Consider the following 24,532-nt stretch of genomic DNA (forward strand, 5'->3'; position numbering starts at 1 on the left):
GACGTCTGAAGGACGCAGTATTTGTCAGCTCAATGGCTGGATCTGCTGCACAAGCAGACCGGGTATTTTCTCTTTCAGAAATGTCTCCACCTGCTCTTTGCCGGCCTTCACCGAGCCCTGAAGAAAATACGGCCGGCCGCCGCCTTTTCCGCCTAGAGCCTGATTCATCTCATGGACCAGCGATCTCAGATCCCCGTCCTTCTGCCCTATCGTATAAAAATACCCGGTCTCATCACTCCCCGAAAGGACACAGGCTGCCCCGCCGTTTTTTTCCATCACCTTTGACGTCAGCTTCTGGACCATCACCGGGTCATAGGTCTGGGCAAAGATGAGCACAGGGCCCTTGTCCGCAAGTACCTGAGCCATTCTGTCCATCTCCGCATACCGCAGTTCAAGAAGCTGTCCCTTCAGCTCTTTTTCACTCTCAAGCAGCTTCCCGACACCTGCAGCTGTCTCCAGCGGTTTCGAGGACGTCAGCGCTGAAACCTCCCGGTTCTGGCGGAGAATGCCCGACATATAATTGTATGCCCACCGTCCGCACATCATCTCTATGCGGATGCCACCCCGGAAACGCTCATGTGCAATCAGACGGATCGGCCCGATTTCGCCCGTATACCGGACATGGGTTCCGCAGCAGGCACAGACATCCGCTCCCGGAATCGTCACAACACGGATCATGCCGTGGAGTTCTTTCTTGCTTCGGAACTGAACACCTTCCGCTTCCTGCTCCGTATAGACATCCGTATGGAGCGGCACATTGTTCCAGACAATCTCGTTCGCCCGCTGTTCGATCTCCTGAAGCTCCTCTTCCCCGATCTCCCCGCTCAGGTCAATTGTCATTCTGTCGCCGCTCATATGGAAACCCACATTCTCGTAGCCAAATCGACGATGGATAAGGCCGCTCACGATGTGTTCACCGGAATGATTCTGCATCCGGTCAAAGCGGAACTTCCAGTCCAGAACGCCATGCACTCTTGTCCCCGCGGGAACCTTCGCTTTGAGACCGCATACAACATAAATATCTTCGCCGTCGCTTTGCGTATCTGTAACGGCCGCTTTCCCTCCGGAAAACAGATCTGAGAAAAGATACCCTCTGTCCCCATCCTGTCCGCCGCCCTCCGGGAAAAAAGCACTTTTATCCAGATAAAGGTGCATGCCATCCGCCCCTTCCCTGCAGTCAGTGACGTACGCATCAAAGTCTTTCAGATATGCATCTTCATAATAAAGCTGCTTTGTCATTCTCGCTTTCCCTTCTTTCTTCCTTTACTGATCTCAAAATTCTTGACGCTTTGTTTCTGCGTCTCTATACTGAAAAACGTTGTTTCCTGTCCTGGCTCTGCGGCAGACCGGCAGACGCTTTCAGACAAGACGCAACAACCTGTTCACCATTTTAACATGACAAATAATCAGTTGAAAGGCTTCCTTCATGCAGAACCCATCTTACAAAAAAATACTGTTCTCGGACATTGATGAAACGCTCGTCACAACAGACAAAAAACTAACCGAGGAGAACCGGGCTGCAATCATACACTTTCTGGATGCAGGCAATGCGCTTGCTGTCTCCACCGGGCGTGCGCTCGCCGGCGCGCTTCATCTGATGGAACGTCTTGGTCTCACCGGACGGAAGGGTATCTATCTCTGCGCCTACAATGGTTCCCAGATCTACGATGTATACGCCGGCAGAACTCTTTACCGAAGAGGTCTTGACGCAGAGGACGTCCGGCCGGTCAGCCGCTGTGCAAGAGAATTTGGCATCCACCTCCAGGCATACTCCGATACAGCTGTTCTGACAGAGACGGATGATGATAATCTCCGTCAATACTGTGAGATCCAGCAGCTTCCGTTTGAGATCGTTCCGGATCTGGCGGACGCCGTGAAGGTTCCGACGGGGAAACTGCTTGCCATCGACTTTGCAGATCCTTCCAGAGTTCAGGCATTCTACACACTTCTGCGCAGCCGTCTGTCCGGAGAAGTGAATATCTTTCTTTCCAACGAATTTCTTCTCGAAATTGTGCCCGCCGGTATCGACAAGGGTTTTGCAGTCAGCTTTCTGTCAAAAGAGCTGTCCGTTCCGATTGAAAACACCATCAGCGCCGGCGACCAGGAGAATGACATTCCGATGATCATCGCCGCGGGACATGGCTGTGCTGTGAGAAACGGAATCCCGGCATTAAAGGATGCTGCCGACTATGTCACAGAACACGACAACAACCACAGTGCCATTGCCGAAATACTCAGGAAGTTCGGCTGACTGAACGCTGCCTTTCGATCGCCACCGCGCAGGACACGTTCTGAAGATTTCTGAACGAATCCGCCAGTCAAAAAAACAGCTCCTCCGGAGAGTTCGATATGCTGCATGGATGAAGCATATCTCCGAAGGAGCTGTTTTGATTCCTGTCAGACTGTCAAGGTCTCAAACTGTCAGTCTGTCCGTCTGTCTTACTTGCGGTTCTTCTTTCTGATCACAACCAGAAGAATGATCGCTGCAAGTGCCGCCGCTGCGACGATTGCCAGCGGGATGATCGGGCTGGTGTCGCCGGTCTTGACAGACAACGTATTCACAACGTGGATCGTGATCGACTTTTGATCGGTCGTTCCGTCTGCCTTCCAGGTATTGCCATCGTAGACATCCTTTGCATAGGTAACCGTCAGCGTATAATCACCAACCGCATTGATCGCCATCGATGTCTGGTACGGTGCCTCTGTCCAGCTGCCTGTCACGGACCCGATCTGATAACCGGTTGGCCTGTAGCGGTAATCGCCCGGATTCGGGTTCGTGTTATCCATCCCGACTCCGACTGCATTGAAGGTCAGCGTACTGCTCTTGAGGTACTCCATATCATTCTGGAGTCCGGAGATGGTGTTGTTTGCCGGATCCGGTCCGTTCTTATACACGGCCGTAATCGTAGCATCGCTTGCCTTGACCGTCGCAGTCGAATAGAAGGAAGACTTGTCTCCGAGCTCAATCTTGCCGCTCGTAACCGTCCACTTGTCAAATTCCTTCCCTGCAGCCGGATAATCTGCCTGAAGCGATACCTTCTGGCCGATCGTATAGGTTCCGGAAGGCTTTCCGTTCTTTACCGTAATCTTATATGGAATCGGCTCATAATTTGCCTGCACAGACGCATCCGAGCTGCAGGTAAAGGTTGTGGTCGCTGCCTTCTGATCCGCGAAGGTCCCGGTTCCGGATGCAATCGTCCATCCGGAGAATCTGTATCCTTCCTTCGGCGCGTCCGCTGTGATGGCCGCCGGCGTCGACGCTGCGTACTGACCCGTTCCGCTTCCTGACGTAACCGTCAGATTGTACATGATATCCTTATAGTTGGCCGTGACGGTCAGGTTCGCGGATGCCGTAAGCGGGCTCTTCAGCTCAAACGAAAGCGCTGCCTGTGTCAGGTCACCCGGAACCTCCTTCAGCAGACTCTGGTCAGAGAATGTCCAACCGTCGAATACCTTTCCGGCCGGAGCATCGTCAGCCTTTACAGCCAGGCTGGTTCCTGCCAGATACGCACCGCTTGCATTGTTGTTATCACTGGTTATCACGCCGCCTGTTACCGTGACAGAGACCTTGTAGGTCTTGTCATCCGGTGCCGTGACGTTCACTGTGACATCCTGATCAGGCATGGTAAACGTAAAGGTCTGGCCGCCGGCATCTGTAATGTCAATTTTCGATCCGTCCGCTCCGGTAACTGTCACAACCGGAGAGGCACTGCTGTTCTCAGCCTTGACGACAATGATCTGACCCTTTTGAAGCTTTGTCTGGTCCTGAATCGGATTTCCATCCTTGTCTGTTACTGTCACCTTTGTATAGTGAGACGCACCATTATCATCCTTCTTGACTGTAAGGGTACGGGTATGCTCATCATCAGGCTTCTGATCCGCGACATTCACTGTCGTCTCCTCAGCCGGCATCGTAAAGGTGACGGACACGTTCTGACTGCCGGCGTCTCCGTTCTCCTTCGTCTGGACAGCTGTTCCATCACTCGTCGTGACAGAAACATCGGACGACTTCTCTACACCCTCAACCGTTGCCGTCACAAGGGTTCCTTCCGGAACCTTTGTGCCTGCCTCAATCTTGCTGTTGTCCGCTTCATTCTGAAGTGAAACGGCTGCCGGATTCTCAGCACCTTCCAGATTGACAGTCAGAAGACTTGCTGTCTCCTGCGGCGCTTCCGTTGCCTTTGTCTCAGCCTGTGGTGCTTCCGTTGCCTTCGTTTCCGGCTGATCCGACGTATTCTGTGCATCGGACTCCGCTGTCGTCTCCGTCTGTGCCGGAGCCGCAGGTGCGTCCTTGTACACAGCCTGGATGGCAACATCCGCTGAAGGAGCCGCCGCAAAGGTCACTGTCGACGATGCGGACGTCGGGTCAGAGAACTGTACGGCAGGATCAGAAGCCGTCCACTTGTCAAACACCTGTCCCTTGCTGTTCTCCGCCTGCGTATTGATCGCCTGGCTGAAGCCGTCTGAATAAGGTGTGACAATTGTGGAATCGGAACCGTCATCTGTGACGAATGTCACGGAAACGTTAAAGCTCTGTGCCTGCTGGCCGTCAGCCGGAGCAAAGGATGCATCAGAAGAGTCTGCAGGGGCTGCTGCGTTCCCTGCATCTTCAGTTGCAGCACCGCCCTCAACGTTGATGCTCTGGGAAGCATCCTGCCCGGCCGCGTCTGTCTGCGGCTGATCGGCCGCCGGCGCCTCCGTTGCAGGCTGTTCGGTTTCCTTCTGCGCTGCCTCGTACCGGGCCGCAAAAACCACAACCTGATCCGGTTTTCCCATTGTGAAGGTCAGGCTGGCATTCTTCAGGGCATCGGCGCTGAGCCCGGAAAGTCCGAGTGCGGATATATCATCTGCCGTCTGGACACTGCCGTCCGCCCCGATCTTCGAGACAGACCATCCGGCAAACTGCTGCCCGTCCGGAGCCGCGTCCGCGGTCACCGTCACCTGGGTACCCTCCGCAAAATACTTTGCATCCGGTGTCGCGGTCTGCTGACTTCCATCGGAGCCTGTCACGGTCAGAGCGGATGCCGAAGGATCTGTGTCCCCGGACCCTGACAGCGTTCCGCCGATGGCCTCCACCACGTAACCGGCAGTGTCCAGCTGGTAAACCTTCCCAGCCGGCTGCTGGTCAGCCTGTTTCGGTACCATCGCCTGGGTTCCGTCCTCATTCGTCACCGGATTGCCATTCTCATCCGTGAGCGGAACCATCTCTGTCTGGGCGGTGTCAGCTGCAGGCGTCAGATCCTTGACCGTATAGACAGCTGCCGTCCCATTCTTCCACAAGGACGTGCCGTCATCGGCCTTGCTCTGGCTCTCCGCCTTTCCGGCCTGTGCATTATCCGCGCCAAGATAAATGGCGGAAGCCCCATAGACCTTGTCTCCCGGATAGAGCTTCGGTGTGCCCGCTTCAAAATTGAACTGCTGCCCACCGTACGAAGCATTCGATGTCGTGTCGTATGTCACCGGATCGGCATAGCCGGTAAAACTGCCTGTAAACGCAAGCGCGCAGGCAGCGAGCAGTCCGAGCATCTGTCTTCTCTTTATCATAGTGTCTCGCCCTCTTCTTTCAGGATGTTGTGTCCGAAAATGGTAACGTTCTACGCGTTCACTGTTTCGACACAGGTATGATATCACGTACTGGGAATCGATGATCGTGAATTCACGAGTAGAATTTATGAAGAAATTCTTAAAGAATCGGCAGAAGAATTCTGCTTTCTGATCTGTCTGAAATGTAAGCAGGACGATAAGCCGGGTTATGTCGTGGACGGCCATCTATCCAGGCCCGCCGTTGCCGGCGGGCTCAAGCAGCCTACCTGAAGCTGACGGGCAGCCATATGCTTCGTTTCGGCCTTGCTTCGGATGGGGTTTGCATGTGCCCCGTCCGTTACCGGACGGGCGGTAGTCTCTTACACTGCCCTTCCAACCTTACCGGGAAAATCCCGGCGGTACATTTCTGTTGCACTTTCCTGGGAGTCGCCTCCACCGGACGTTATCCGGCATCCTGCCCTGTGAAGCCCGGACTTTCCTCTCCCGGCACCTTTCGGTCTGCCGGCAGCGGCCGCCTGTCCTGCTTACCCGAACACTCTAACACAGAGCAGGCTGCATTTGCAAGCGGAAGTCCCCGGCATGCCATTCTGCAGCTTCCCGTCGGCCGTCTCTGGCTCCGGCATCTGAAAAGAAGCAGATTCTGATTCCGCCTCTGTCGCGCGCGGCAGGAAAACTGCCTTTACGGAAACGCGCAGATGATGGCGCTCAGGCCAGGAAGGTTCCCCCGCCGATGAACTCCCGGACCAGTGAATTCTTCGGAATATCGTCCGGCGGGATCGGCAGGAAGTAGTCGAGGAACTTCAGAAGCCGTTTCGCCTCCGTATACTCCGGCTCGTCCTCCCTGATCGAGAACAGCATCGGCTCCGCGTAGAGCTTGAGCACCCCGAGTTCATAGATCAGCGCAGAGTTGAACATGACATCCGCACTCTCCTGGAACGGGAAGATATAGTTCTCCTCTCCGCGCCGCACACTTGTCCACATCGCGATCGTATTCTTTGCGCTCGTCCCCCGGGTCCGCTGGTCACGCACGATCCGGCGCAGCAGTCTGCCGTCTGTCGTCGGAATCCGGTTGTGCTCATCAATGTTCAGCTGTGTGAGGGCGGATATATAGATCCGGAAGCTGCTTTCCTTCGGCAGCGCAGCGGTCACCCTGTCGTCAAGCCCGTGGATGCCCTCGATTACAAGCACGTCCCGCTCAGACAGACAAAGGTGCTGTCCCTTGTACTCGCGCTTTCCTGTCTTGAAGTTGAAGGTCGGAAGCTGAACATCTTTTCCCTCCAGAAGATCTGTCATATCACGGCTGAAAAGCGCAAGGTCGATGGCATCGAGCGATTCAAAGTCATAGTTTCCGTTTTCATCCCTCGGCGTGTCCTCGCGGTTTTTGAAATAGTCATCCATCGGAACCGGGTGCGGAATGAGCCCGTGCACCGAGAGCTGGATAGAAAGCCGGTGGCTGAAGGTCGTCTTGCTGGAGGAGGACGGACCTGCAATCAGGATCAGTTTCTTTGTCCTGCTTGACGTGATTTCATCGGCGATCTCTGCGATTCTCTTTTCCTGCAGCGCCTCCTGTGCAAGAATCAGCTCCCGCGTCCGGCCCTCTGTCACCAGATCGTTCAGATCCCCGACCGTGTCGACGTGCATCAGTTCGCCCCATTTGCGGGACTCATTCTGAACATCGAACAGCTTTCTGACCGGCCGAAACGGTGCCACCTTCTCCGGGTCCTGTATGGTCGGCATCATCAGGACAAACCCGTCCTCGTACAGCTTCAGATCAAACTGCTGCAGATAGGATGAATCCGGCACCATGTAGCCATAATTATAGTCGCAATATCCGTCGAATCTGTAGACGTTGGTCCGCGAACTGATCCGGTAGCGGAACAGTCTGGCCTTGTCGTCCATCCGGCTTTGGGCAAACAGCCGCGCTGCCTTTGAAGTCTCCATCGACCGCTTTTCAAACGGAATCTTCAGCGAGGCAAGGCGCTTCATTTCCTGGCGCACCCGGTCCAGGAGCTGTCCGTCAAGCTGTGTCCTCTCACTCTTCATCGAACAGAACAGGCCCTGACTCACTGTGAAATGGACCCAGATATGGACCTCCTCCTCTGTCCCTATCACGTTCTGGAACGCTTTGAGCATCATCAGAACGAGAGATCTGGCGTAGGTGTCCCTGCCGATCTTGTCCGCCATGGTGATGAAGGACAGCTCCGCGTCATGGGTCAGCTGTTTTCCTAGTTCTCTCAGCTTGTTCCCGCTGCTGACAAGCAGAATCGGATACCGCTCCAGACTCTGGTACGCCTCTGCGATCTCCTTGTAACGCACGCCTTCCGGGAACTGCCTGCTGACGCCGTCTGCCTTCACTGTAATCATCGCACGTCTCCTCCCTGTGCTCCTTTGTTGAGTTCAAGCGCCATCTGCACCTGTGCAATCCGCGCTGCCCTTCGCTCTGCACCTGCTCCTGCTGTATCCTTCTTTTCCCTGCTGCCGTCTTTGTCCGCGTCCTGCGTACAAGCTGTCCCACGGCTTCCATCTTCCGCGCCGGGTGTATTCTCTGACGCCTTCAGTTTCTCCAGCACCAGGAGAAGCGTCTGCTCCTCATGCCGGAGATACTGAAGCAGAACCGGATGCCGCTCCTCCAGCAGCCGCGGCCCATACTGAAGCTGCAGCCTGCTGAGGGGCTCCTGCCCCCGCTCCGCCTCCATCATCGGATAATACTTGCCGTCCTCCAGTACCATATTCTCGCGCCGGATCCGCCAGCCATGCGTGCTCAGATACCTCCGGACATCCCCGATCTCCGACTGCGGCTGCAGGACGAGTGCCTTCACGCCGGAAAGCTTTCTCTCCCCTGCTGTAAGGATCCGGACCGTCAGAGGGCCGCCCATCCCGGCAATGAGTACAACATCAGCCTCCTCTGCCTGCAGGCCATCCATCCCGTCCGACAGCCTCAGGCTGATTCTGTCAGACAGCCCTGCTTCCTTCACACTGGCATTCGCCCGGGACAGGGGTCCCTTTCTGACGTCCATGGCGATCGCTTTCTTTACAATGCCCTCTTCGACAAGCGTCACTGGCACATACCCGTGATCCGTACCGATGTCTGCCAGGCACTCTCCTTGCGGGCAGAGCGCACAGACAGCCTGAAGCCTTTCCGACAGCATCATGACAGATGCACCTCAAGCGTCCTGATCTGGTTCAGCTTCTGCTTTCTCGTGACAGCCTTTGCCATCTCATTTGCTCCTTCCTCCATGGAAATGGGCGAAGCCTCATACACCTTCCGGACGGTCTCCCGGATCGCCTTCACCCGCTCAGAATCATTTGCCGCCATGTCCATCGTGTGGAAGAGCTCCGCAACCTTCGCCTGCGTCTGCGTGTCCTCGAACCGGGCGATGACAGCCGCCTCATCCACCTTCTGATGCTCCTCCAGCTGACTGTACAGAATCTTTGCGACGCTGCCCGCAAGGCTGTCTCCATATCCATCCTTCCCGATGTACGGTTTGATATCGTCAGCAATCGATGGATACCTTGCGATATAGGATAACAGCAGCCTTCTGGACATCTCGAGGCTCTGGTCTCCGACCGACCCTTCGCTGCCGCGCCGCGTCGCCGGCCTCGGAATCTGGTAATAATCCCCCGTCGACAGATCCTCATAGTAGTCCGGAACCGGCCGGTCCTCATAGGCGGGCCCGCCGTCTGCCATGCTGTCCACCCCTGAGGACGCTTCAGCCATCCCTGACAGCGCTTCATCCGGACGCGCGTCCGTCCCGTAATCCCGTTGATAAGAGGAGCCTCCCCGCGCAGCCGAAAGATACCGGTCGTCAACAATTCCCTTCTCCAGCTTTGCGCGGACGCGGTCCGTGAGATCGGTCTCCTCGATCCCGTACTGTTCCGCCGCAAGCCGCACATACCCTTTCCGCTTGAACACATCATCCATTGAGGCGATCAGGGTGGCAAGCGCATCATAAAAGTCGGCCGCTCCGTCCGGATCATCCATGCGGAAACGCTTCTGCATGACGCCCGCCTCGAAGAGAAATGCATTTTCAGCCTGGTCAAGCCGTTTCTGGAAAGCTTCCTGCCCCTCTGCCTTGATGAACTCGTCCGGATCCTTGTACGGTTCCAGATGGAGGATCACCGGCGTGATGCCGGCCTTCCTCAGCATCGGGATCGCCCGCATCTTGGCGTTTGTCCCGGCCTGGTCCGAGTCATAGCTGAGAATGACATCCTTCGTGAACCTCCGGATGATCTCGCAGTGCTGCCAGGTCAGGGCTGTCCCGAGCGACGCCACAGCGTACGTGAAGCCTGCCTGATGCATCGCAATGACGTCCATATAGCCCTCGCAGAGAATCAGTTTCCCGGCACGTGTGCGGCGTGCGACATTGTATCCGTACAGATTCCGGCTCTTGTCGAAGACAGCTGATTCCGGACTGTTGAGATACTTCGGCTTTGCATCCCCCATCACGCGGCCGCCGAATCCGATCACCCGATTCTGTGTGTCCAGAATCGGGAAGATCACTCTGTTGCGGAAACGATCATACATCCTTCCCCGTAGTTCATCCAGGTTCATCAGCCCGGACATGCGGATCAGCTCGTCCGAAAACCCGCGCCCCTTCAGGTAATTGTACAGCGATGAAGAATCCGCAGGCGCAAAGCCAAGCCCGAAGCGCTGGATCGTCTCATCCGTCAGTTTTCTGCCCCGCAGATAGGAAAGTCCCTCCCGCCCCTCGGCGCTGTGAAGTTCCTTGAAGAACCATGTCGCCGCCACCTTGTTGAGCTCCAGGATCTGCATCTTCTCATCACGGGCTTTTTTCTCTCCCGGGCGGTAGGACTGCTCCGGCAGGCTGATCCCGGCCTGACCGGCGAGCGTCTGGACCGCTTCCTGAAAAGTCATGTTGTCGTGCTCCTCCAGGAAGGTAAATACATTTCCGCCCTTATGGCAGCCAAAGCAGTAGTACATCTGACGATCCGGATCGACACTGAAGGACGGCGTCTTTTCATTGTGAAAAGGGCACAGTCCGACATACCGCCGCCCGGCCTTCTTCAGCCGGACACTGGCACCGATCAGACGCACAATGTCCGTCGCGTCCCGGACCTTGTCGATGATCTCATCCGAATAGTACAAACGTCCCTTCCCCCTTTGCATCTTCCTGCAGCACTGCTCAACCGGGCAGGTTCTCTGCAGCTGCCCTTCCTATGTCCGGCCGGCAGCCTGTCTGCATGTATCCTGCCTTCTTTTGTCCGCACACACTCTGCCGGCATCTGACCGCCTGCGCTTGCGTGATCAGCCATCCTGTGCTACTTTATAAATCCATCCCGGCTTCACTTCTTCTGCCAAGACTGCGGTACAAACAGTTCACGGAACTTCGAGATCGAATACTGGTCCGTCATTCCGGATATGTAATCGCACACCACCCGCGGCTCAGGCTGCCCCTTCTTCTCAATCAGATCGATATATTCCTGCGGCATCTCGTCGACATGTTTCTCGTAGTACTGATAAAGCATCGTGATCATCCGGCTGACTTTCCCTTCCTCCGTCTTGGCGACAGAGTTCAGATAGACATGGTCGAACATGAACTTCCGAAGCTCCATCATCGCCGTTTCAATTGACGGAGACATCCGGATGTCTGCTTTGTCCAGGCTGCTGTATATGACATCATGAATCAGCGTATTAAGCCTGTCCCGCGTGGAACCACCCAGAATCTCCCGGTACGACTTCGGGATGTCTTCCTCTGACAGTATGCCCGCACGCTCGGCATCATCGATATCGTGATTGATATAAGCAATCTTGTCACAGAACCGCACAATCTGGCCCTCAAGGGTCGAAGGATGTCCCGATGTCCGGTGATTGAGGATCCCGTCCCGCACCTCCCAGGTCAGATTCAATCCTTCCCCGTTCTTCTCCAGGACCTCCACCACACGGATGCTCTGTCTGAAATGAGCGAAGCCCAGCGGACAGATTTCATTCAGAACCCGCTCTCCCGTATGACCAAATGGCGTATGCCCGAGGTCATGACCGAGTGCGATGGCATCGCACAGATCATCATTGAGCCGGAGCGCCTTTGCGATTGTCCTGGAAAGCTGCGAGACCTCCAGCGTATGCGTCAGACGGGTACGGTAATGATCGCCCATCGGCGCAATAAAAACCTGCGTCTTATGAGCCAGCCGGCGAAACGACTTGCTGTGCAGAATCCGGTCGCGGTCTCTCTGGTAGACCGTTCGGATGTCGCACTGCGGCTCCTCCCGATCCCGTCCCTTCGAATCACCCGCGTGTGCAGCATAAGGACTGAGAACCTCGTATTCCCTTTCTTCCGCCATCTCACGGATGGAACGTTCCCGATTCACCCCGGCACCTCCCTTCAGACATTCTGGTCAAGATCTGCCAGCGCGTCCATGTACCTGTCTCAAAAACTGCTGATTGATTCTATTGTACCACGAGTCAACCGCTTCGCCTATTCAGGAGACTGTCGAATGTCCATTCTTTCAAGGATTCCGATCCCCCGCACGGAAATCACAGGCCGTCCCGTCTGCCTTCTGGCTGCTCTGGCGGTCCTTTTCAGCATTCTGCGCGGCCTTCACGCCCCGCCGGGTTCCATCGACCTGTCCTGCGCTGAAGGCCGGTATCTGCTGCTCTCCGGAGAAGTGCTGTCGAAGGAAACAACCGCAGAAGGCTACAGACTTCAGCTTGGATCCATCACATTTCTGAAAAAGAATGAATCGCACGCTTCCGCCTACCAGGCACTGATGAAACAATTAAAGGAGCGGTGGCCTCGCAAGGGCAGGATCCGTGTCTTTTTAAATGGCCCGCCTGATGAGGCACTTCCATATTCACAGAAGCCGGACCAGGCAGACATCTACCGTGCCTGCCGGATCGGAAGCCGCGTCACCCTGTCCGGAAAGGCAGCGCTCCCGGAGCCGGCCACAAACCCCGGTCAGTATGATGCGCAGAAGGCCAGCTATGCCCGGCATGTCTATATGAAGCTATCCGACGTCGCACTGAAAGGCTCTGATCAAAGACGCGGCAGCCTCTTTCTCAATGCTCTGGCCGCCCTCCGTCTGTCTCTTCGAAAGGGTGCAGAGCAGGTATTCGGCCCCCGTAACAGTGCACTCATGTCCGCGATTGTCCTTGGCGACCGTTCAGGTTTAGACGCGGAGACCAGACAGCTCTTCCAGGACGGCGGGATTCTCCATGTCCTCGCGGTCTCCTCCCTCCATGTCACATTGCTTGGCCTGACGCTCTACCAGATTCTGAGACGCCTCAGACAGAGCTTCCTTGTCTCCGCCCTCGCATCCGGATTCCTCGTCGTCAGCTATTGTCTGATGACCGGGAGCAGCTACTCTGCGGTCCGGGCAGTCGTGATGTTCCTGCTCTGGCTCGGGTCTCAGGTAACCGGCCGGACATTTGACCGCCTCACAGCACTCGGAGCTGCCGCCATCCTGATCCTCATCCGGCAGCCCCTTGCCCTGACGGATGCCGGATTTTTACTGTCCTTTGGATGTATCCTGTCCCTCGCGCTTCTGGAACCCGTCTTCTCCGACATCTGGAATCCCCGCCATGCACTTTCAAGACGCCTTTCAGGCGCCCTGGCGCTTCAGGCAGGCGTTCTCCCGTGCGCCCTCTGGTTTTACTATCAGACCACACCCTATGGCATCCTGGTCGGACTGGTTGTCCTTCCGTCCATGAGTCTTGTGATGTTCTTCGGAACGATCGGCATTCTCGCCGGCCTGCTGATTCCGCTTGGCTCCTTTTTCCTGACCTCCGCCCGCCTGGCAGGCGGTCCGTGCGGGTATCTGCTTGATCTGTTCCGCCTCCTGTGCCGGCTGGCGCAGCGCATCCCGGGGGATGTCGTGATCACCGGCCGCCCGCCCGTCTGGAAAATGGTGCTCTACTACGTCTGCCTTCTTTCCTTCTGTCTCATCATTCGTCTCCCGGACCGGAAAACCTTCCTGAAAAACCGGAAGAAGATCCGGTTCCTTCACGCATGTCTTCTGCTCTCCCTTTTCCTCCTGATGCTCATCCACAAAAAGCCGTCCTTCCGCTTCACCTGTCTGGACGTCGGCCAGGGCAGCTGTGCACTGGTTGAGCAGAACGGTCTCACCATGCTTTTTGACTGCGGGTCCAGCTCGGTGAAGGATGTCTGGCGCAGGCGGGTGGAGCCTGCTCTGAAGTACTATGGGATCAGCCGCATTGATCTGCTTTTTCTGTCTCATGCGGACGGTGATCACACCAGCGGTGCGAAGGAGCTGCTCGGCGGCATGCACGGCATGCTGCCAGGCGCCGCCTTCTTTCAGTATCTGCAGCCTGAAGGCATGCAGGCAGAACAGACAACTTTGGCGCAGCAGAAAACAGCCGCGCAGGTGCGCGAAGCAATCCCGCCGCAGGTTTTCGAAGCGCAGGCGGGCGGGATTCGTGTCGGGCGCATTCTGCTGCCGCAGACAGACCGCTCCCATGATGAAACTGCCATGGCAGAGATCATCGACGCTGCCCGCAGGTTCAATCTCCCGGTCTCAACGGTCCGCGAGGGTTCCGAATTTCACCACAAGCAGCTCAATCTTCGAGTCCTGTCTCCGTCTCCTGAGAGGATGACAGGATCCGACAATGAGGACTGCATCGTGCTTTCTCTTTCCTGGCAGGATATCCGGATTCTCTTTACCGGAGATCTTGAAAAAGAAGGCGAGGAGAAGCTTGTGCGCGCATACCAGGATACGACGCTCTTCTCCCCGCCCCGGGGTCATTCAGAAAATAACAGCCGGACAATCCTTCTTGCAGGCCACCACGGAAGCCTGGGCGCAACCTCGGAAAGATTTCTCTCCCTTGTCCGCCCCGATCTTGTACTCATCTCCTGCGGCCGGAACAATCGGTACGGGCACCCGGCCGCCGCGATGCTGAAACGGCTGGAGGACAAAGGGCTTCCCTATTTCCGCACAGACCAAAGCGGCGCCTTCTGCCTTACGGAAGGCTGATCCGTCTGCCTTTGAGACAGAACCCAAGCCAAATCAGCTTTCTGTCGCTGCCTCGGACGAAACATCCTGACGGCTATTATCAACCAGGACGCCTGCCTCCTCCTCTCCGGAACCTGCCTGCTCTACGATATCCGCGTCCGGCGTAAAGGTCTGATCAAGGTTGACCTGCCCCCGGAACCGTTTATCGCTTCTTCCCTCTATGGTAAAACGAACCCCTTTCACGCCTTCATCCGCACAGGCCTCGCAGATTGCATTGACAAACGCATAGATCGTCGTCTCCGGCTGAACCGGGCTGTCCGCAGCCGGCAGATCATTCACTGCGCTGCTGAAGTCAATGAGACAGGTGTCTCCCTTGATACGCGCAGCCAGCACGATCACCGACGAACCGGTCACCGGAAGAAGGCTGTCATCCTTCGGTCCGCTGATAATCTGCTCGGCGACAATCCGCTCCGTATTGATGTTGCTGGAATAGTAGATCTTTCGGTTTTCTTTTACGAGCTTCCTGCCGTCCTGACTGCTGAAATACAGCGGCAGCTCGAGCGTCCGGTAGGAGTTGATGGCGTCGCCGTCCGGAACAATGAAGGTATCCTTGTTCATGGCGCCAACCTCCGCCCCATTCAGCGTCAGCGGCTGTCCCTCGACTGTAAACCGCACCGTATCGACCCCCGGAAGCTGAACAAGCGTCTCAACAAGCGCTGCCCTCAAAAGCAGCTCCTGCGGCTTGGAGAGTGACAGATAGCCCGAGCTGAAATCCACACCAATCTCGGAGATGCCAATCGTTGTGGAATTGATCTTCACCGAAGCCGGCAGCGCCGTAATTTCCTTTTCCTTCGGGGATGTACAGAACTGCGTCAGAAGCTCCTTCAGGATCCCTTCGAAGTCCTGGCTCTCGGGCTTGTAATGTTCGTACTGAAGCTGGCTGCCGTCTGCATTCATATAATAAATGCGGTAATCCCCAGTCTTTTTTCCTTCCGGCTGATCATTCCCTGCCTTCGCAGAACAACCTGAAAGCACGGAAACGACGAACAGGCAAAGCGCCAGCAGCACCGCTGTCCCCTGCCTGAATCCGCCTGTTCTGATTCTGTTTTCACTCATCCTACCCGTCATGTCTCCCATCCGCCTGTCATCTCACGGTTTTTCCTGCCTGAACCTCATTCAGCGTGCAGTGCAGGCGCCAGTGTGCATTCTCTGGCACACCAGACGCCTTTCCAGTCACATTGCCAGCTGCCTTCTCTGCCGCTTTTCATGTTCCGGCTTTTTCCGCACCCTGCTCCTTTCCGGTCTTCGTATACTTCAGAGGGATCCGGACAGTGAAGGTCGTACCCTCCCCGAGCCTTGAGTAGACACGAATCGCGCCATGATGGACAAGAACCGCAGACCGCGTGATCGCCAGTCCCAGTCCGGTGCCTCCGATCTCCCGGCTGTGCGACTTATCAACCCGGTAAAAACGCTCAAAGATATGGTCCTGGTCCTCCTTCGGAATACCGATGCCAGAGTCCTCAACCTTGATATAGAAATACGTATTGTCCACGTTCAGCGATACATGGACCCAGCCCTTCTCCTTGTTGTACTTGATTCCATTTTCAATCAGATTGGATATCGCAAGTGTCAGCTTCGTCCGGTCAACCTGCGCAATGATCGGCTTGTAGCTTTCCAGGCTGATGTCGATCTGCTGCTTCTCGGCAATCGGGCGCAGCCGCTTCAGAATCAGGTTGATCAGGTCGTTGATATTCGTATCTTCAATATGGATGATCGTCGACTTCCGGTCCATCTTGACCAGTTCCAGCAGATCCGTGATGATTTTATTCTCCCGGTCGATCTCATGGCTGATGTCAATCATGAAATCCTCGTACATCTCGTTCGGGACTTCCCCGACCTGTGCCTGCTGGATCAGCGAATCCGAGAGGACCTTCATGGAGGTCATCGGCGTCTTCAGCTCATGGGAGACATTGGAGACAAACTGCTGTCTGGATTCCTCCTGCTCTTTCAGATGATGCCGCATCTGGTTGTATGCCTTTGCCAGCATCTCTGTTTCCGTATAGTCCGGCATCGACAGATCCTCCGCCAGAAAATCTGTCCCGGAGTTCAGGTAATCGGTGACCTTCCGGAACGGCCGGACAAGGATACTCGACGCATAGAATGACACCGCGACAATTGCAAAGGTCAGGACTATCTGGAGGAGCAGCACCGTCCTGGACAATGACCGCTCTCCTTCAATGATATCCGCTGTCGGAACGGAGATCAAAAACGCTCCGCGGATCTCCTTCGTTTCGTCATCTTCAATCGGGGTGATCACCTCGATAAAGTCGCTCGTCTGTGTATAATATTTCCCGGTTTTCCCCGAGAAGCAGTCGATCAGCTCCCTCGCGACGACCGTCTTCCCCTCATCCAGCCCATATGTGTCGCGGATGATCTTGTAGTCCGAGTTGATGATCATCACCCGGCCCTGGTACAGATCGGCAACCTGCTTCATCCTGGACTCCAGTGTATCTGACTGTTTCCCGTCCAGATAGCCGTCGGCAATAAAATCCGCGCCCATCAAGGTACACTGACTCCGGATCAGATATGCCCGCTGTTCCACCGTCTGGTGCTCATAGTTTTTCAGAATCCCGGACTTGATCAGATTGATCGGAACCAGCCCTGTCACAAGCAGGATGATCAGCACCCTGAAATGCATACTTTTCGCAACTTTGCGAAACCTGTCCTTCATCTGTAAGCGTCCCTCAACTTTTCTGCCTTTCCTCTGGCACTCCTGCGGGCAGTTTCTGCTGTTCGCGATCCCGTATCCTGTGTCAGATCTTCCCAACTGAGCCTCTCTGATACTATATGAGCCTCGCAGAGAAGTCAAGCGCAGCCGGGCAGAGGGGCGGCAGCGGAAAATCGCATGCAGGAAAGGTCGGGACGTCTGTCAGAAAACAGGCAGGAGACGTCAAAGCTCCTGGACATTCTCCGCCACGCGTCCATAGACGACAGACAGATTTCCATTTCTTGCGCGGATCTCATCCAGCATAGCCTTCTGATCGTTCTCATTCTTCATTGTAATCATGTAGCTGAGTTCGTACATGCTCCCGAGTCCGACCGTCCTGACACGCTCGAGCCTGCTGCCTGTTGTATACTTCACGAAGATATCGTCAAAGATCTCTGTGTAATCGAGATTCTCCGGGATGGTCACCCTGAGTGACCGCTCTCCGCTGCCCTTTCCTGCATAGGAGGACTTCATCAGGAACACAAAACATCCTGAAAGAAGAACCGTGAAGACAGCTGCGAAGGCGAGCTGTCCCATCCCGCAAGCCAGTCCGATGGTCATGGCAAAGAAGATCGACAGAATCTCCCTCGAGGTACCAGGCACCGACCGGAACCGTACCAGGGAAAATGCACCCGCCACAGCGACTGCGCTGCCCAGAGATCCATTGGTCATGAAGATGACAGTTGCAACCATCGCCGGCAGAAGTGCCAGCGTCACAACAAAGTTTTTTGTAAACCGCTCGCTGCAGTGCATATAGACGGCTGAAAAGACCAGCCCGAGAACCAGTGCTGCCGCGAGGCAGATCATGGCTGTTGTAAATGTGATCGAATCAGAAGAATTGCTGATAATACTCGTAAACATAACCTGTTCCTCCTCTATCTGAGCAAACCTCCATCTTTTCAGCGGAGGTCTTGTCATCTGCAGGCTGCCTGTGCAGAGGCAGCCGCCCTGCTGTGACTGACCCTGTAAGCCTCCCCATATTTGGAGAAGGATGCAGGAAAGATCCTCAGCTCGCTCAGAATTCTGGCCACTTCAATCGGAAGTGCGTCCCCTACCTTCAGTTCCATCAGATATGGTGTCTCGGTACGGAGCAGGTTACCCTGATCTCCATCCTCGAGCCGCAGGTCCTGCTCCCTGTAGCGGATGTTCCGGTCGATTGTCATCCGGAAATCCGGATCGAACGTACCCTGGTAGGAATCGCGGTCGTAGCAGAGCACCATCTCCGGGTGCGGTCTGTAAAACGCTCTGAAATATTCAAGCTCTCTGTTGATCTGGCTGTCCAGTGCCGGCCTGATCCCTCGCTGGAGAAAATTTTCCGCCTCCCAAAGGCTCATTTCCGACCGGCGTTTATAGACAATTCCGTCGTATTTTTTCTTCAGTTCCACAAAAACCGAACTCCGCTTTCCGGGAATCCCATAGCTTCTGACCCGAAGCTTTTCCTTGTAGACTGGCTTGTCCAGAGATCTGGTCACAAGCTCATCGTGATCCGTATCATAGTAGATATTCAGAATCAGGCTGTGCGGATAGGCCTCATCCGGAACCCGAAGCATTTTTGTACGCGCCATGAATCCCTGATACTGAACCCTGCTCATCCTGTACTTGACCTCTGTCCGTTGAAATGTCAGGATCGTCTGCTCTTTTTTCCCTGCCATCCTGTTCTTCCTTTCTGCATGACGATGAATGTAAATTCCATGTGTGTTTTTGGTATGAGCAGAGTGTAAGATGGAAAATTAAAACCAACCTAAAACTCATTTTTGTTTTGTTTTAGGTTCGGATGACATACTATATACAATGAATACAGGCAAGGAGGTTCTCTCATGAAGCTATTGTTTGCCGAGGATGATCCAGATGTTTCTCGTTCTGTCACTGCGCTTCTGACACGCAGTCACTACAGCGTAGATCCGGTTTACAATGGGAACGACGCTCTGACCTATCTGACAGACGGAGATTACGATGCCTGCATCATGGATATCATGATGCCAGGTATGAATGGCGACGAAGTGGTTCGGAAAGCCCGGGCCGCCGGCAGCCAGGTTCCGGTCATCATGCTGACCGCGATGGGGGAGGTGGAAGACCGGATCAATGGACTTGATGCCGGTGCGGACGATTATCTGGCGAAGCCTTTCGACGGCGGAGAACTGCTGGCCCGTATCCGCGCACTCCTGCGCCGTCATGAATCCTATTCTCCGGACATCGTCACATACGGAGACCTGACCCTGAACCGGAGCACCTTCGCGCTGTCCTGCCGCGGAAAAAGTGTCTCCCTTTCCAACAAAGCTTTTCAGATGATGGAGATGCTGATGCTCTCTCCCGGCAGAATCATCTCCGTGGACGAATTCATGCAGCACATCTGGGGCTGGGACTCCGAGTCCGAAATCAATGTTGTATGGGTCAATATTTCGACCTTGCGCAAGCAGCTGTCCGCGATGGACTCAGAGACATCCATCAAGGTCGTCCGGGGCGCTGGCTACAGGCTGGAGAAGACAGATGTTTAAGAAAGTTCGCAGAAAATTTATCATCAGTGCCATGTTCGCGACGCTCGTTGTGACACTGGCACTGATCATATCCATTAATCTCATCAACTACATGCAGGTAACCAGGAATCTGAAAGCCGTGATGGACGAAATGGATCCGCGTCAGATCTTTTCTGCTCCGCAGGAGCGGGCTGAGAAAGACGAGGAGGACATGACAGAGCCCGATGTCAGCAGTCAGGCGTATCCGCCCAACTTTCACAGAGAAATGCGCAATACGGCTGAGGTGCAGTATGCCGGCCGGTATTTCACAATCTTTGTAGATGAAAACGGCACCTCGCATGCAAGCGGAGGCTCCTTCGGACTTGATGATGAGGAGGCTTCGGCCCTTGCCTTGGACATTCTCAGCCGCGGACACGCTTCTGGTATCTACAATAACTATCTCTATGAAGTCCGTGAAATTGGAAATGAAGGTTCGAAGCAGATTCGTCTGCTTGACTGCACGACGGAGCTCAAGGCTATGAGATCGCTCCTCCTGACCTCCATTCTGGTTGGACTTGGCGGATTGCTTTTAACGTTTCTTTTTATCTGCCGGATGTCGGAGAAGGCGATCTGGCCGCTCCGGGAAAGCATGGAAAAGCAGAAACGCTTCATTACAGATGCCGGCCACGAGCTGAAGACCCCGCTGTCAGTGATCGGAACCAACATGGACATCCTCGCGATGGATCTGCCGGACAATGAATGGGTGAAAGGGACGAAGAAACAGGTCGGAAAACTCCGGGGACTCATCGAACATCTGATCAGCCTTTCCCGGCTTGAGGAAGCCCAGAGTGAGCTGAAGATGAAGCCGTTCAACCTCAGTCAGGCTGTGCAGGACACTGCGGACGCATTTGAGGGAATCGGGGACATGAACAACACCCCGATCTGCACGAGGATTGCAGAGAACTTGACTGTGACGGCGGACGAGGCTTCCGTCGTCCAGCTTCTGACCATCCTGACGGATAATGCCCTCAAATATGCCCTGCCAGACACGGATGTAGAGCTGAGACTTTTCCGGCAGGGACGCCATGTCTGCTTCGAGACCGTCAACGCCTGGGACAGGTCGACACCGTCCGACCAGCTGGACCGCTTTTTCGACCGTTTCTACCGGGGCGATCCCTCCAGGAGCGGGGGAGCAACAGCCAGAGGATATGGACTCGGCCTCTCCATCGCGCAGGCCATCGCTGCCAGGAACCATCTTACCCTCCACGTCTCGGAGGATGAAGCGCACCGGATTGTTTTCCGGATTCTCTTTCCGTGATGGATCCTGGCTGATTTTCTGACGGCATCTTTCTGCTTCTACCAGGTCTCTTTCTCCTTATCACCGCCGCCCCCGCAGCTGCGATGAAAAACAACGCTGCTGCCGGGACATAGGCGGCTGTGCACCGATTGGTCGTCCCGTAGATCTCGATGATGCCCTTCATGATGAACCCCTGCGAGAGGGTGAAGATGCCAAGCTGCCAGAGCCCGCAGGCAGCGGCTTGCCGGTTTCCTTCGTCCTCTGCCGCATGCTGCCGGTGCAGCCATTCGATACCAAGATACGGGATGGAGCCCACCAGCGGAATCAGCCAGGCTCCGAGCATGTATCCAGATATCACGCCGTGGGAGAAATGTTCATAAATCAAGGCAAATACCAGCAGGAATACCGCCGCGGCTCCATTTCTGACCAGATATTTCTGTTCCTTATCCAATATAAACAATGTCCGACACCGCCCTTTCCTTGATCCGTCCGTTTGTCGTCGGATTGTTGATGACCGATCCGTTGAAGTACATCGTGGAGCTTCCGCCTCCATCCAGGTTGTATGCAGTCCTGCAGCCGAGTTTTTGCATAAATTCTGCCAGCTCATACAGGCTAAGTCCCTTGCTCTCATCCGTCCGCCCATCCGAGACGACAAAGACGTAATGATTGTCATCGATCTGTCCGATTGCTGTCCGCGGATTGGAATTCATTGCACGGGAGACCTCCGTATTTTCTCCAACCGTCACTTCCCCGTCTGACAACAGTCCCGGTCCGAAGCTACACGTCTGCCAGGCTCCCTGGTCAAGAAGCTGCTGCACCGTCACATCATCGCTGTCCAGCACCTCCATCGATCCATCTGCATACAGGACGAGAATATCCTCTCCGTCGGATGCTTCCCTGTATGCCACGCCGTTCCGGATCACATAGCCGGATTCCTGTGCGCCATAATAGTCTCCATTGATCGCGAGCACCGCCTGATTCTCTGAGGCGGTGGTGGATGTGTACGCCGTGATGTTCTTTCCATATGTGTCATCCGCCAAAGCGGTTTTAATGATCTCTGCGCTGGAGACAGTGATATCCGCTACATAGATGGCAGTGTCATATTCCTGATATTGTGTCACTGTGATGCTGTAGTCATCCGTCGTTGCTGTTCCAAGGCTCGTCCCGGACAGCCCGCCTGCAGAAGCTGTCTCCCCTGTCGCTGCGTCACTGTCTGCCATCGCTGCAGCTGTGCTTTCTGTATCTGCCGCAGCTGTGTTCGCTGCAGCTGTCACATCTGTACTCTCTGCATCTGCCTCCACTCCGCTCTCTGCAGCTGCCGCTGTTTCACTGTCATCTGACACCACATTCGTGCCTTCTGCACCTGCCGCAGCTGTCGCTGCTGTGTCTTCCGCGGCAGCTCTGCTCTCCAGTTCTGAGAACAGCGTACTGTCACTTGCCTTTACGGATGAGTAGGATGCCGGAATGATAAACGTGTCAAGCGCGACAAACATAGAGAAGGCTGTGACTGCTCCTCTTGCCCAGATTCCCCACCTTCTCTTTTTCCTTTTCATTCCACTTCTCCTTTTCCGCAAACCGGCAGATATCTTCCCGGCTTCATACTGCACGATGGCTTGTCTTTGAAGATGATCCATTTCTGCACAATCCAGCTCAGCGTGAAAAATGTAAGCTCGGTCACCAGCCTTGCCAGGTATCTGCTGACCCCTGCCTCTTCGACCAGGATATTCAGAAGAACTGTGTTTCCTGCAAGAATGGCAGCTGCCAGGATCGCGTACTGAAAAGCACTGACCGCAGCCTTTTCTGTTGACCGGAACACATATTTCCGATTGATGGTAAAGTTTACACTTGCACTCAGCACTCTGGCCAGGATGTTTGAAACGGTTACTGCGAATAAAGCCGGCGCCCCCATCCATCCCGCCATCGTCACAAGAGCCGCGTAAGTTCCGTAGTCTGTCAGAAAGCCGATCAGGGATGAAAGTCCGAACTTCACGACATCCGGGACCTTCAGAATGCACTTGTAGATGCGGATCGAATCCTTGACCGGGTCGAAATGGGAGGTCTCATTTCCATTGATATAAATTTTTGAGATCGAAATCTCCACGATCGGTCTCTTTTGATCCGCGAAGACAAGCAGCATATTCATCTCATATTCATAGCGGTCGCCAGGAATGTTTAACAGCGGCGGAACCAGCCTGTCAGAAAAGGCCCTCAGTCCAGTCTGTGTGTCATAGACAGACACACCTGTCCGGATCCGGAAAATCTGCCGCGTCAGGGTGTTTCCAAAGCGGGACCGAAGTGGCACCCGCACCTGTCCCGCATCGTCCCGCCGGCTTCCAAGAATCAGTGCTTCCGGCTGCTTTTCTGCCTCCAGGCAACACCGGACAGCATCTGCTGTCTTATGCTGCCCGTCCGCATCCACCGTCACCACGGTATAAGGCGGTTGATAACGCTGCTGAATATATCGAAGTCCATCTTTGAGGACAGTGCCTTTCCCGCGGTTTTTACTGTATGAAAGAACCGCTCCACAGGCGGCAGCCTCTTCGAACACACCATGGTAACGGCTGCCGCTGCCATCATTGACGATCACAACCTCAAACCCTGTCTCACGAAGTTCACGGGCAGTATGGATGAGTTTCAGATCCGGTTCAAATGCCGGAATTAACGCGATTCTCATAGAATCACCTCCGTTCCTTCTCCCGGTATATGGATGCTGGCGTCATCAGATTCCCTGTCCGCCCGTCTCTTCCCCCGCGGTGGGGGTACTTCCAGAATCTGCGTCTGTACCGTTGGAACCCTGATCACTCTTTTGCCTGTCCCCAGGTTCCATCTTCCCGAAAGTCTGGTTCCCAGAATCTATATTACTGGCTCCGGCATCTGTCTTCCCGGCGCTCTCATCCGTACTGCCGGACTCAGCATCTGTTTCATCCGTGCTCCCGGAATTTGCGTCCGTGTCTCCGGGATGCTGATTCCCTGGTCCAAAGCCACCAGGGGCCATGCCTTGTTTGCCCATGCCACCCTTGCCCATGCCGCCCATTCCGCCTCCGAACTGGTTGGTCAGCTCTGTCACCTCTTCGCCGTTTACAACGACGGTTCCGCCATTCAGCGTCCCGGTCCCGTCGTAGTCAAATGGAGAATTGCACTCGATCGAGATGTTTCCGCCATTGATAGTGAGCTCGCCATTGGAATCAATTCCATCTGTATCGCCTGATCCCATCTTGATAGACAGAGTTCCGCCATTGATCTCAACCTGCACTTCGTTTTTGTCGCTGTTTGCTGCGGCGTTGATTCCATCATCGCTTGCACTGATCTCAAATGTACCGCCATCAATCCGGACATACGTGCTCTCCATACCCTCCTTCGCATCGATTGTGAAGGTTCCGTCACAGATGGCCGTCGAATCATTGGATTCCAGTCCCTTTCCAGATGTCGTTATGTTGTTATCCCGCATTTTATCTGGTCCTAAACCATACCACATTCAATCAAATTAAAAAGAGGCACAGCATAAATTATTCTGATGGATTTTACATCGGATTGCTTTATGCCGTG

The 24,532-nt window shown here is 54.9% G+C and carries 18 protein-coding genes and 1 other RNA gene; 4 read left to right on the forward strand and 15 right to left on the reverse strand.

Annotation, left to right across the window (positions count from 1 at the left end; translation table 11 throughout):
* Nucleotides 1-24: 24 nt before the first annotated feature.
* On the reverse strand, nt 25-1,239 hold the full coding sequence (locus tag ACTQ1N_RS04450; RefSeq protein ID WP_441955018.1) for an alanyl-tRNA editing protein: 1,215 nt from the start codon (nt 1,237-1,239) through the stop codon (nt 25-27).
* A gap of 187 nt (nt 1,240-1,426) precedes the next feature.
* Here ACTQ1N_RS04450 and ACTQ1N_RS04455 point away from each other — a divergent pair, with 187 nt between their 5' ends.
* Nucleotides 1,427-2,251, forward strand: coding sequence for a Cof-type HAD-IIB family hydrolase (locus tag ACTQ1N_RS04455; protein WP_441955020.1), 825 nt, complete (start codon nt 1,427-1,429; stop codon nt 2,249-2,251).
* Nucleotides 2,252-2,439: 188 nt separating this feature from the next.
* Here the strand turns inward: ACTQ1N_RS04455 and ACTQ1N_RS04460 are convergent, their stop codons facing one another.
* From ACTQ1N_RS04460 to ACTQ1N_RS04485, 6 genes are all read right to left on the reverse strand, one after another.
* A complete protein-coding gene (locus ACTQ1N_RS04460) occupies nt 2,440-5,544 on the reverse strand; it encodes an InlB B-repeat-containing protein (protein WP_441955022.1) in 3,105 nt (1,034 codons plus the stop codon).
* A 181-nt stretch (nt 5,545-5,725) separates the two neighbouring features.
* An RNA gene (rnpB, locus tag ACTQ1N_RS04465) (RNase P RNA component class A) lies at nt 5,726-6,071 on the reverse strand.
* Between the two features lie 178 nt (nt 6,072-6,249).
* Entirely contained in the window at nt 6,250-7,908 is a 1,659-nt protein-coding gene (locus tag ACTQ1N_RS04470) for a nucleoside kinase (protein ID WP_441955024.1), read from the reverse strand.
* Nucleotides 7,905-8,696 (reverse strand): tRNA (adenine(22)-N(1))-methyltransferase, encoded by a 792-nt coding sequence (locus ACTQ1N_RS04475; protein ID WP_441955026.1) that lies wholly within the window; start codon nt 8,694-8,696, stop codon nt 7,905-7,907. The genes ACTQ1N_RS04470 and ACTQ1N_RS04475 overlap by 4 nt, the downstream gene beginning before the upstream one ends.
* Complete coding sequence (gene dnaG / locus ACTQ1N_RS04480) at nt 8,693-10,651, reverse strand: DNA primase (RefSeq protein WP_441955028.1); 1,959 nt, start codon at nt 10,649-10,651, stop codon at nt 8,693-8,695. The genes ACTQ1N_RS04475 and dnaG overlap by 4 nt, the downstream gene beginning before the upstream one ends.
* Nucleotides 10,652-10,848: 197 nt before the next feature.
* Nucleotides 10,849-11,844 (reverse strand): deoxyguanosinetriphosphate triphosphohydrolase, encoded by a 996-nt coding sequence (locus ACTQ1N_RS04485; RefSeq protein WP_441955058.1) that lies wholly within the window; start codon nt 11,842-11,844, stop codon nt 10,849-10,851.
* 153 nt (nt 11,845-11,997) lie between these two features.
* Between ACTQ1N_RS04485 and ACTQ1N_RS04490 the strand changes: the two genes are divergently transcribed.
* Complete coding sequence (locus ACTQ1N_RS04490; RefSeq protein WP_441955030.1) at nt 11,998-14,490, forward strand: ComEC/Rec2 family competence protein; 2,493 nt, start codon at nt 11,998-12,000, stop codon at nt 14,488-14,490.
* Between the two features lie 33 nt (nt 14,491-14,523).
* On the opposite strand, the gene ACTQ1N_RS04495 is transcribed toward ACTQ1N_RS04490, so the two are convergent.
* The 4 genes from ACTQ1N_RS04495 to ACTQ1N_RS04510 form a co-directional block, all read right to left on the reverse strand.
* Entirely contained in the window at nt 14,524-15,585 is a 1,062-nt protein-coding gene (locus ACTQ1N_RS04495) for a GerMN domain-containing protein (protein ID WP_441955032.1), read from the reverse strand.
* Between the two features lie 148 nt (nt 15,586-15,733).
* The gene (locus ACTQ1N_RS04500; RefSeq protein ID WP_441955034.1) at nt 15,734-17,200 is read right to left on the reverse strand and encodes a sensor histidine kinase; all 1,467 of its coding nucleotides are present in this window, start codon (nt 17,198-17,200) and stop codon (nt 15,734-15,736) included.
* Nucleotides 17,201-17,419: 219 nt separating this feature from the next.
* Nucleotides 17,420-18,097: a DUF4956 domain-containing protein gene (locus ACTQ1N_RS04505; protein WP_441955036.1), complete on the reverse strand. Its 678-nt coding sequence runs from the start codon at nt 18,095-18,097 to the stop codon at nt 17,420-17,422.
* A gap of 53 nt (nt 18,098-18,150) precedes the next feature.
* Nucleotides 18,151-18,888, reverse strand: a complete 738-nt coding sequence (locus tag ACTQ1N_RS04510; RefSeq protein WP_441955038.1) for a VTC domain-containing protein — start codon at nt 18,886-18,888, stop codon at nt 18,151-18,153.
* Between the two features lie 165 nt (nt 18,889-19,053).
* On the opposite strand from ACTQ1N_RS04510, the gene ACTQ1N_RS04515 reads away from it, so the two are divergent.
* Both ACTQ1N_RS04515 and ACTQ1N_RS04520 read left to right on the forward strand, forming a co-directional pair.
* Entirely contained in the window at nt 19,054-19,731 is a 678-nt protein-coding gene (locus ACTQ1N_RS04515) for a response regulator transcription factor (RefSeq protein WP_441955040.1), read from the forward strand.
* Entirely contained in the window at nt 19,724-21,007 is a 1,284-nt protein-coding gene (locus ACTQ1N_RS04520; protein WP_441955042.1) for a sensor histidine kinase, read from the forward strand. Before ACTQ1N_RS04515 ends, ACTQ1N_RS04520 begins: the two co-directional genes overlap by 8 nt.
* On the opposite strand, the gene ACTQ1N_RS04525 is transcribed toward ACTQ1N_RS04520, so the two are convergent.
* Genes ACTQ1N_RS04525 through ACTQ1N_RS04540 form a run of 4 tightly spaced genes read right to left on the reverse strand, consistent with a single transcriptional unit; the run spans nt 20,946 to nt 24,434 of the window.
* Entirely contained in the window at nt 20,946-21,446 is a 501-nt protein-coding gene (locus ACTQ1N_RS04525) for a hypothetical protein (RefSeq protein ID WP_441955044.1), read from the reverse strand. The genes ACTQ1N_RS04520 and ACTQ1N_RS04525 overlap by 62 nt on opposite strands.
* Nucleotides 21,430-22,539, reverse strand: coding sequence for a phosphodiester glycosidase family protein (locus ACTQ1N_RS04530; protein WP_441955046.1), 1,110 nt, complete (start codon nt 22,537-22,539; stop codon nt 21,430-21,432). The genes ACTQ1N_RS04525 and ACTQ1N_RS04530 overlap by 17 nt, the downstream gene beginning before the upstream one ends.
* Entirely contained in the window at nt 22,536-23,660 is a 1,125-nt protein-coding gene (locus ACTQ1N_RS04535) for a GtrA family protein (RefSeq protein WP_441955048.1), read from the reverse strand. The genes ACTQ1N_RS04530 and ACTQ1N_RS04535 overlap by 4 nt, the downstream gene beginning before the upstream one ends.
* Before the next feature lie 45 nt (nt 23,661-23,705).
* The gene (locus tag ACTQ1N_RS04540) at nt 23,706-24,434 is read right to left on the reverse strand and encodes a carbohydrate-binding domain-containing protein (RefSeq protein ID WP_441955050.1); all 729 of its coding nucleotides are present in this window, start codon (nt 24,432-24,434) and stop codon (nt 23,706-23,708) included.
* Nucleotides 24,435-24,532 lie beyond the last annotated feature (98 nt).

The organism is Porcincola sp. LCP21S3_C12 (assembly GCF_052118625.1).
Classification (GTDB): domain Bacteria; phylum Bacillota; class Clostridia; order Lachnospirales; family Lachnospiraceae; genus Porcincola.

Excerpts from the sequence above, each read along its gene's own strand:
- ACTQ1N_RS04450 (WP_441955018.1), bottom strand. The coding sequence starts at position 1,239 with ATGACAAAGCAGCTTTATTATGAAGATGCATATCTGAAAGACTTTGAT.
- ACTQ1N_RS04455 (WP_441955020.1), top strand. The coding sequence starts at position 1,427 with ATGCAGAACCCATCTTACAAAAAAATACTGTTCTCGGACATTGATGAA.
- ACTQ1N_RS04460 (WP_441955022.1), bottom strand. The coding sequence starts at position 5,544 with ATGATAAAGAGAAGACAGATGCTCGGACTGCTCGCTGCCTGCGCGCTT.
- ACTQ1N_RS04470 (WP_441955024.1), bottom strand. The coding sequence starts at position 7,908 with ATGATTACAGTGAAGGCAGACGGCGTCAGCAGGCAGTTCCCGGAAGGC.
- ACTQ1N_RS04475 (WP_441955026.1), bottom strand. The coding sequence starts at position 8,696 with ATGATGCTGTCGGAAAGGCTTCAGGCTGTCTGTGCGCTCTGCCCGCAA.
- ACTQ1N_RS04485 (WP_441955058.1), bottom strand. The coding sequence starts at position 11,844 with ATGGCGGAAGAAAGGGAATACGAGGTTCTCAGTCCTTATGCTGCACAC.
- ACTQ1N_RS04490 (WP_441955030.1), top strand. The coding sequence starts at position 11,998 with ATGTCCATTCTTTCAAGGATTCCGATCCCCCGCACGGAAATCACAGGC.
- ACTQ1N_RS04495 (WP_441955032.1), bottom strand. The coding sequence starts at position 15,585 with ATGAGTGAAAACAGAATCAGAACAGGCGGATTCAGGCAGGGGACAGCG.
- ACTQ1N_RS04500 (WP_441955034.1), bottom strand. The coding sequence starts at position 17,200 with ATGAAGGACAGGTTTCGCAAAGTTGCGAAAAGTATGCATTTCAGGGTG.
- ACTQ1N_RS04505 (WP_441955036.1), bottom strand. The coding sequence starts at position 18,097 with ATGTTTACGAGTATTATCAGCAATTCTTCTGATTCGATCACATTTACA.
- ACTQ1N_RS04510 (WP_441955038.1), bottom strand. The coding sequence starts at position 18,888 with ATGGCAGGGAAAAAAGAGCAGACGATCCTGACATTTCAACGGACAGAG.
- ACTQ1N_RS04515 (WP_441955040.1), top strand. The coding sequence starts at position 19,054 with ATGAAGCTATTGTTTGCCGAGGATGATCCAGATGTTTCTCGTTCTGTC.
- ACTQ1N_RS04520 (WP_441955042.1), top strand. The coding sequence starts at position 19,724 with ATGTTTAAGAAAGTTCGCAGAAAATTTATCATCAGTGCCATGTTCGCG.
- ACTQ1N_RS04530 (WP_441955046.1), bottom strand. The coding sequence starts at position 22,539 with ATGAAAAGGAAAAAGAGAAGGTGGGGAATCTGGGCAAGAGGAGCAGTC.
- ACTQ1N_RS04535 (WP_441955048.1), bottom strand. The coding sequence starts at position 23,660 with ATGAGAATCGCGTTAATTCCGGCATTTGAACCGGATCTGAAACTCATC.
- ACTQ1N_RS04540 (WP_441955050.1), bottom strand. The coding sequence starts at position 24,434 with ATGCGGGATAACAACATAACGACATCTGGAAAGGGACTGGAATCCAAT.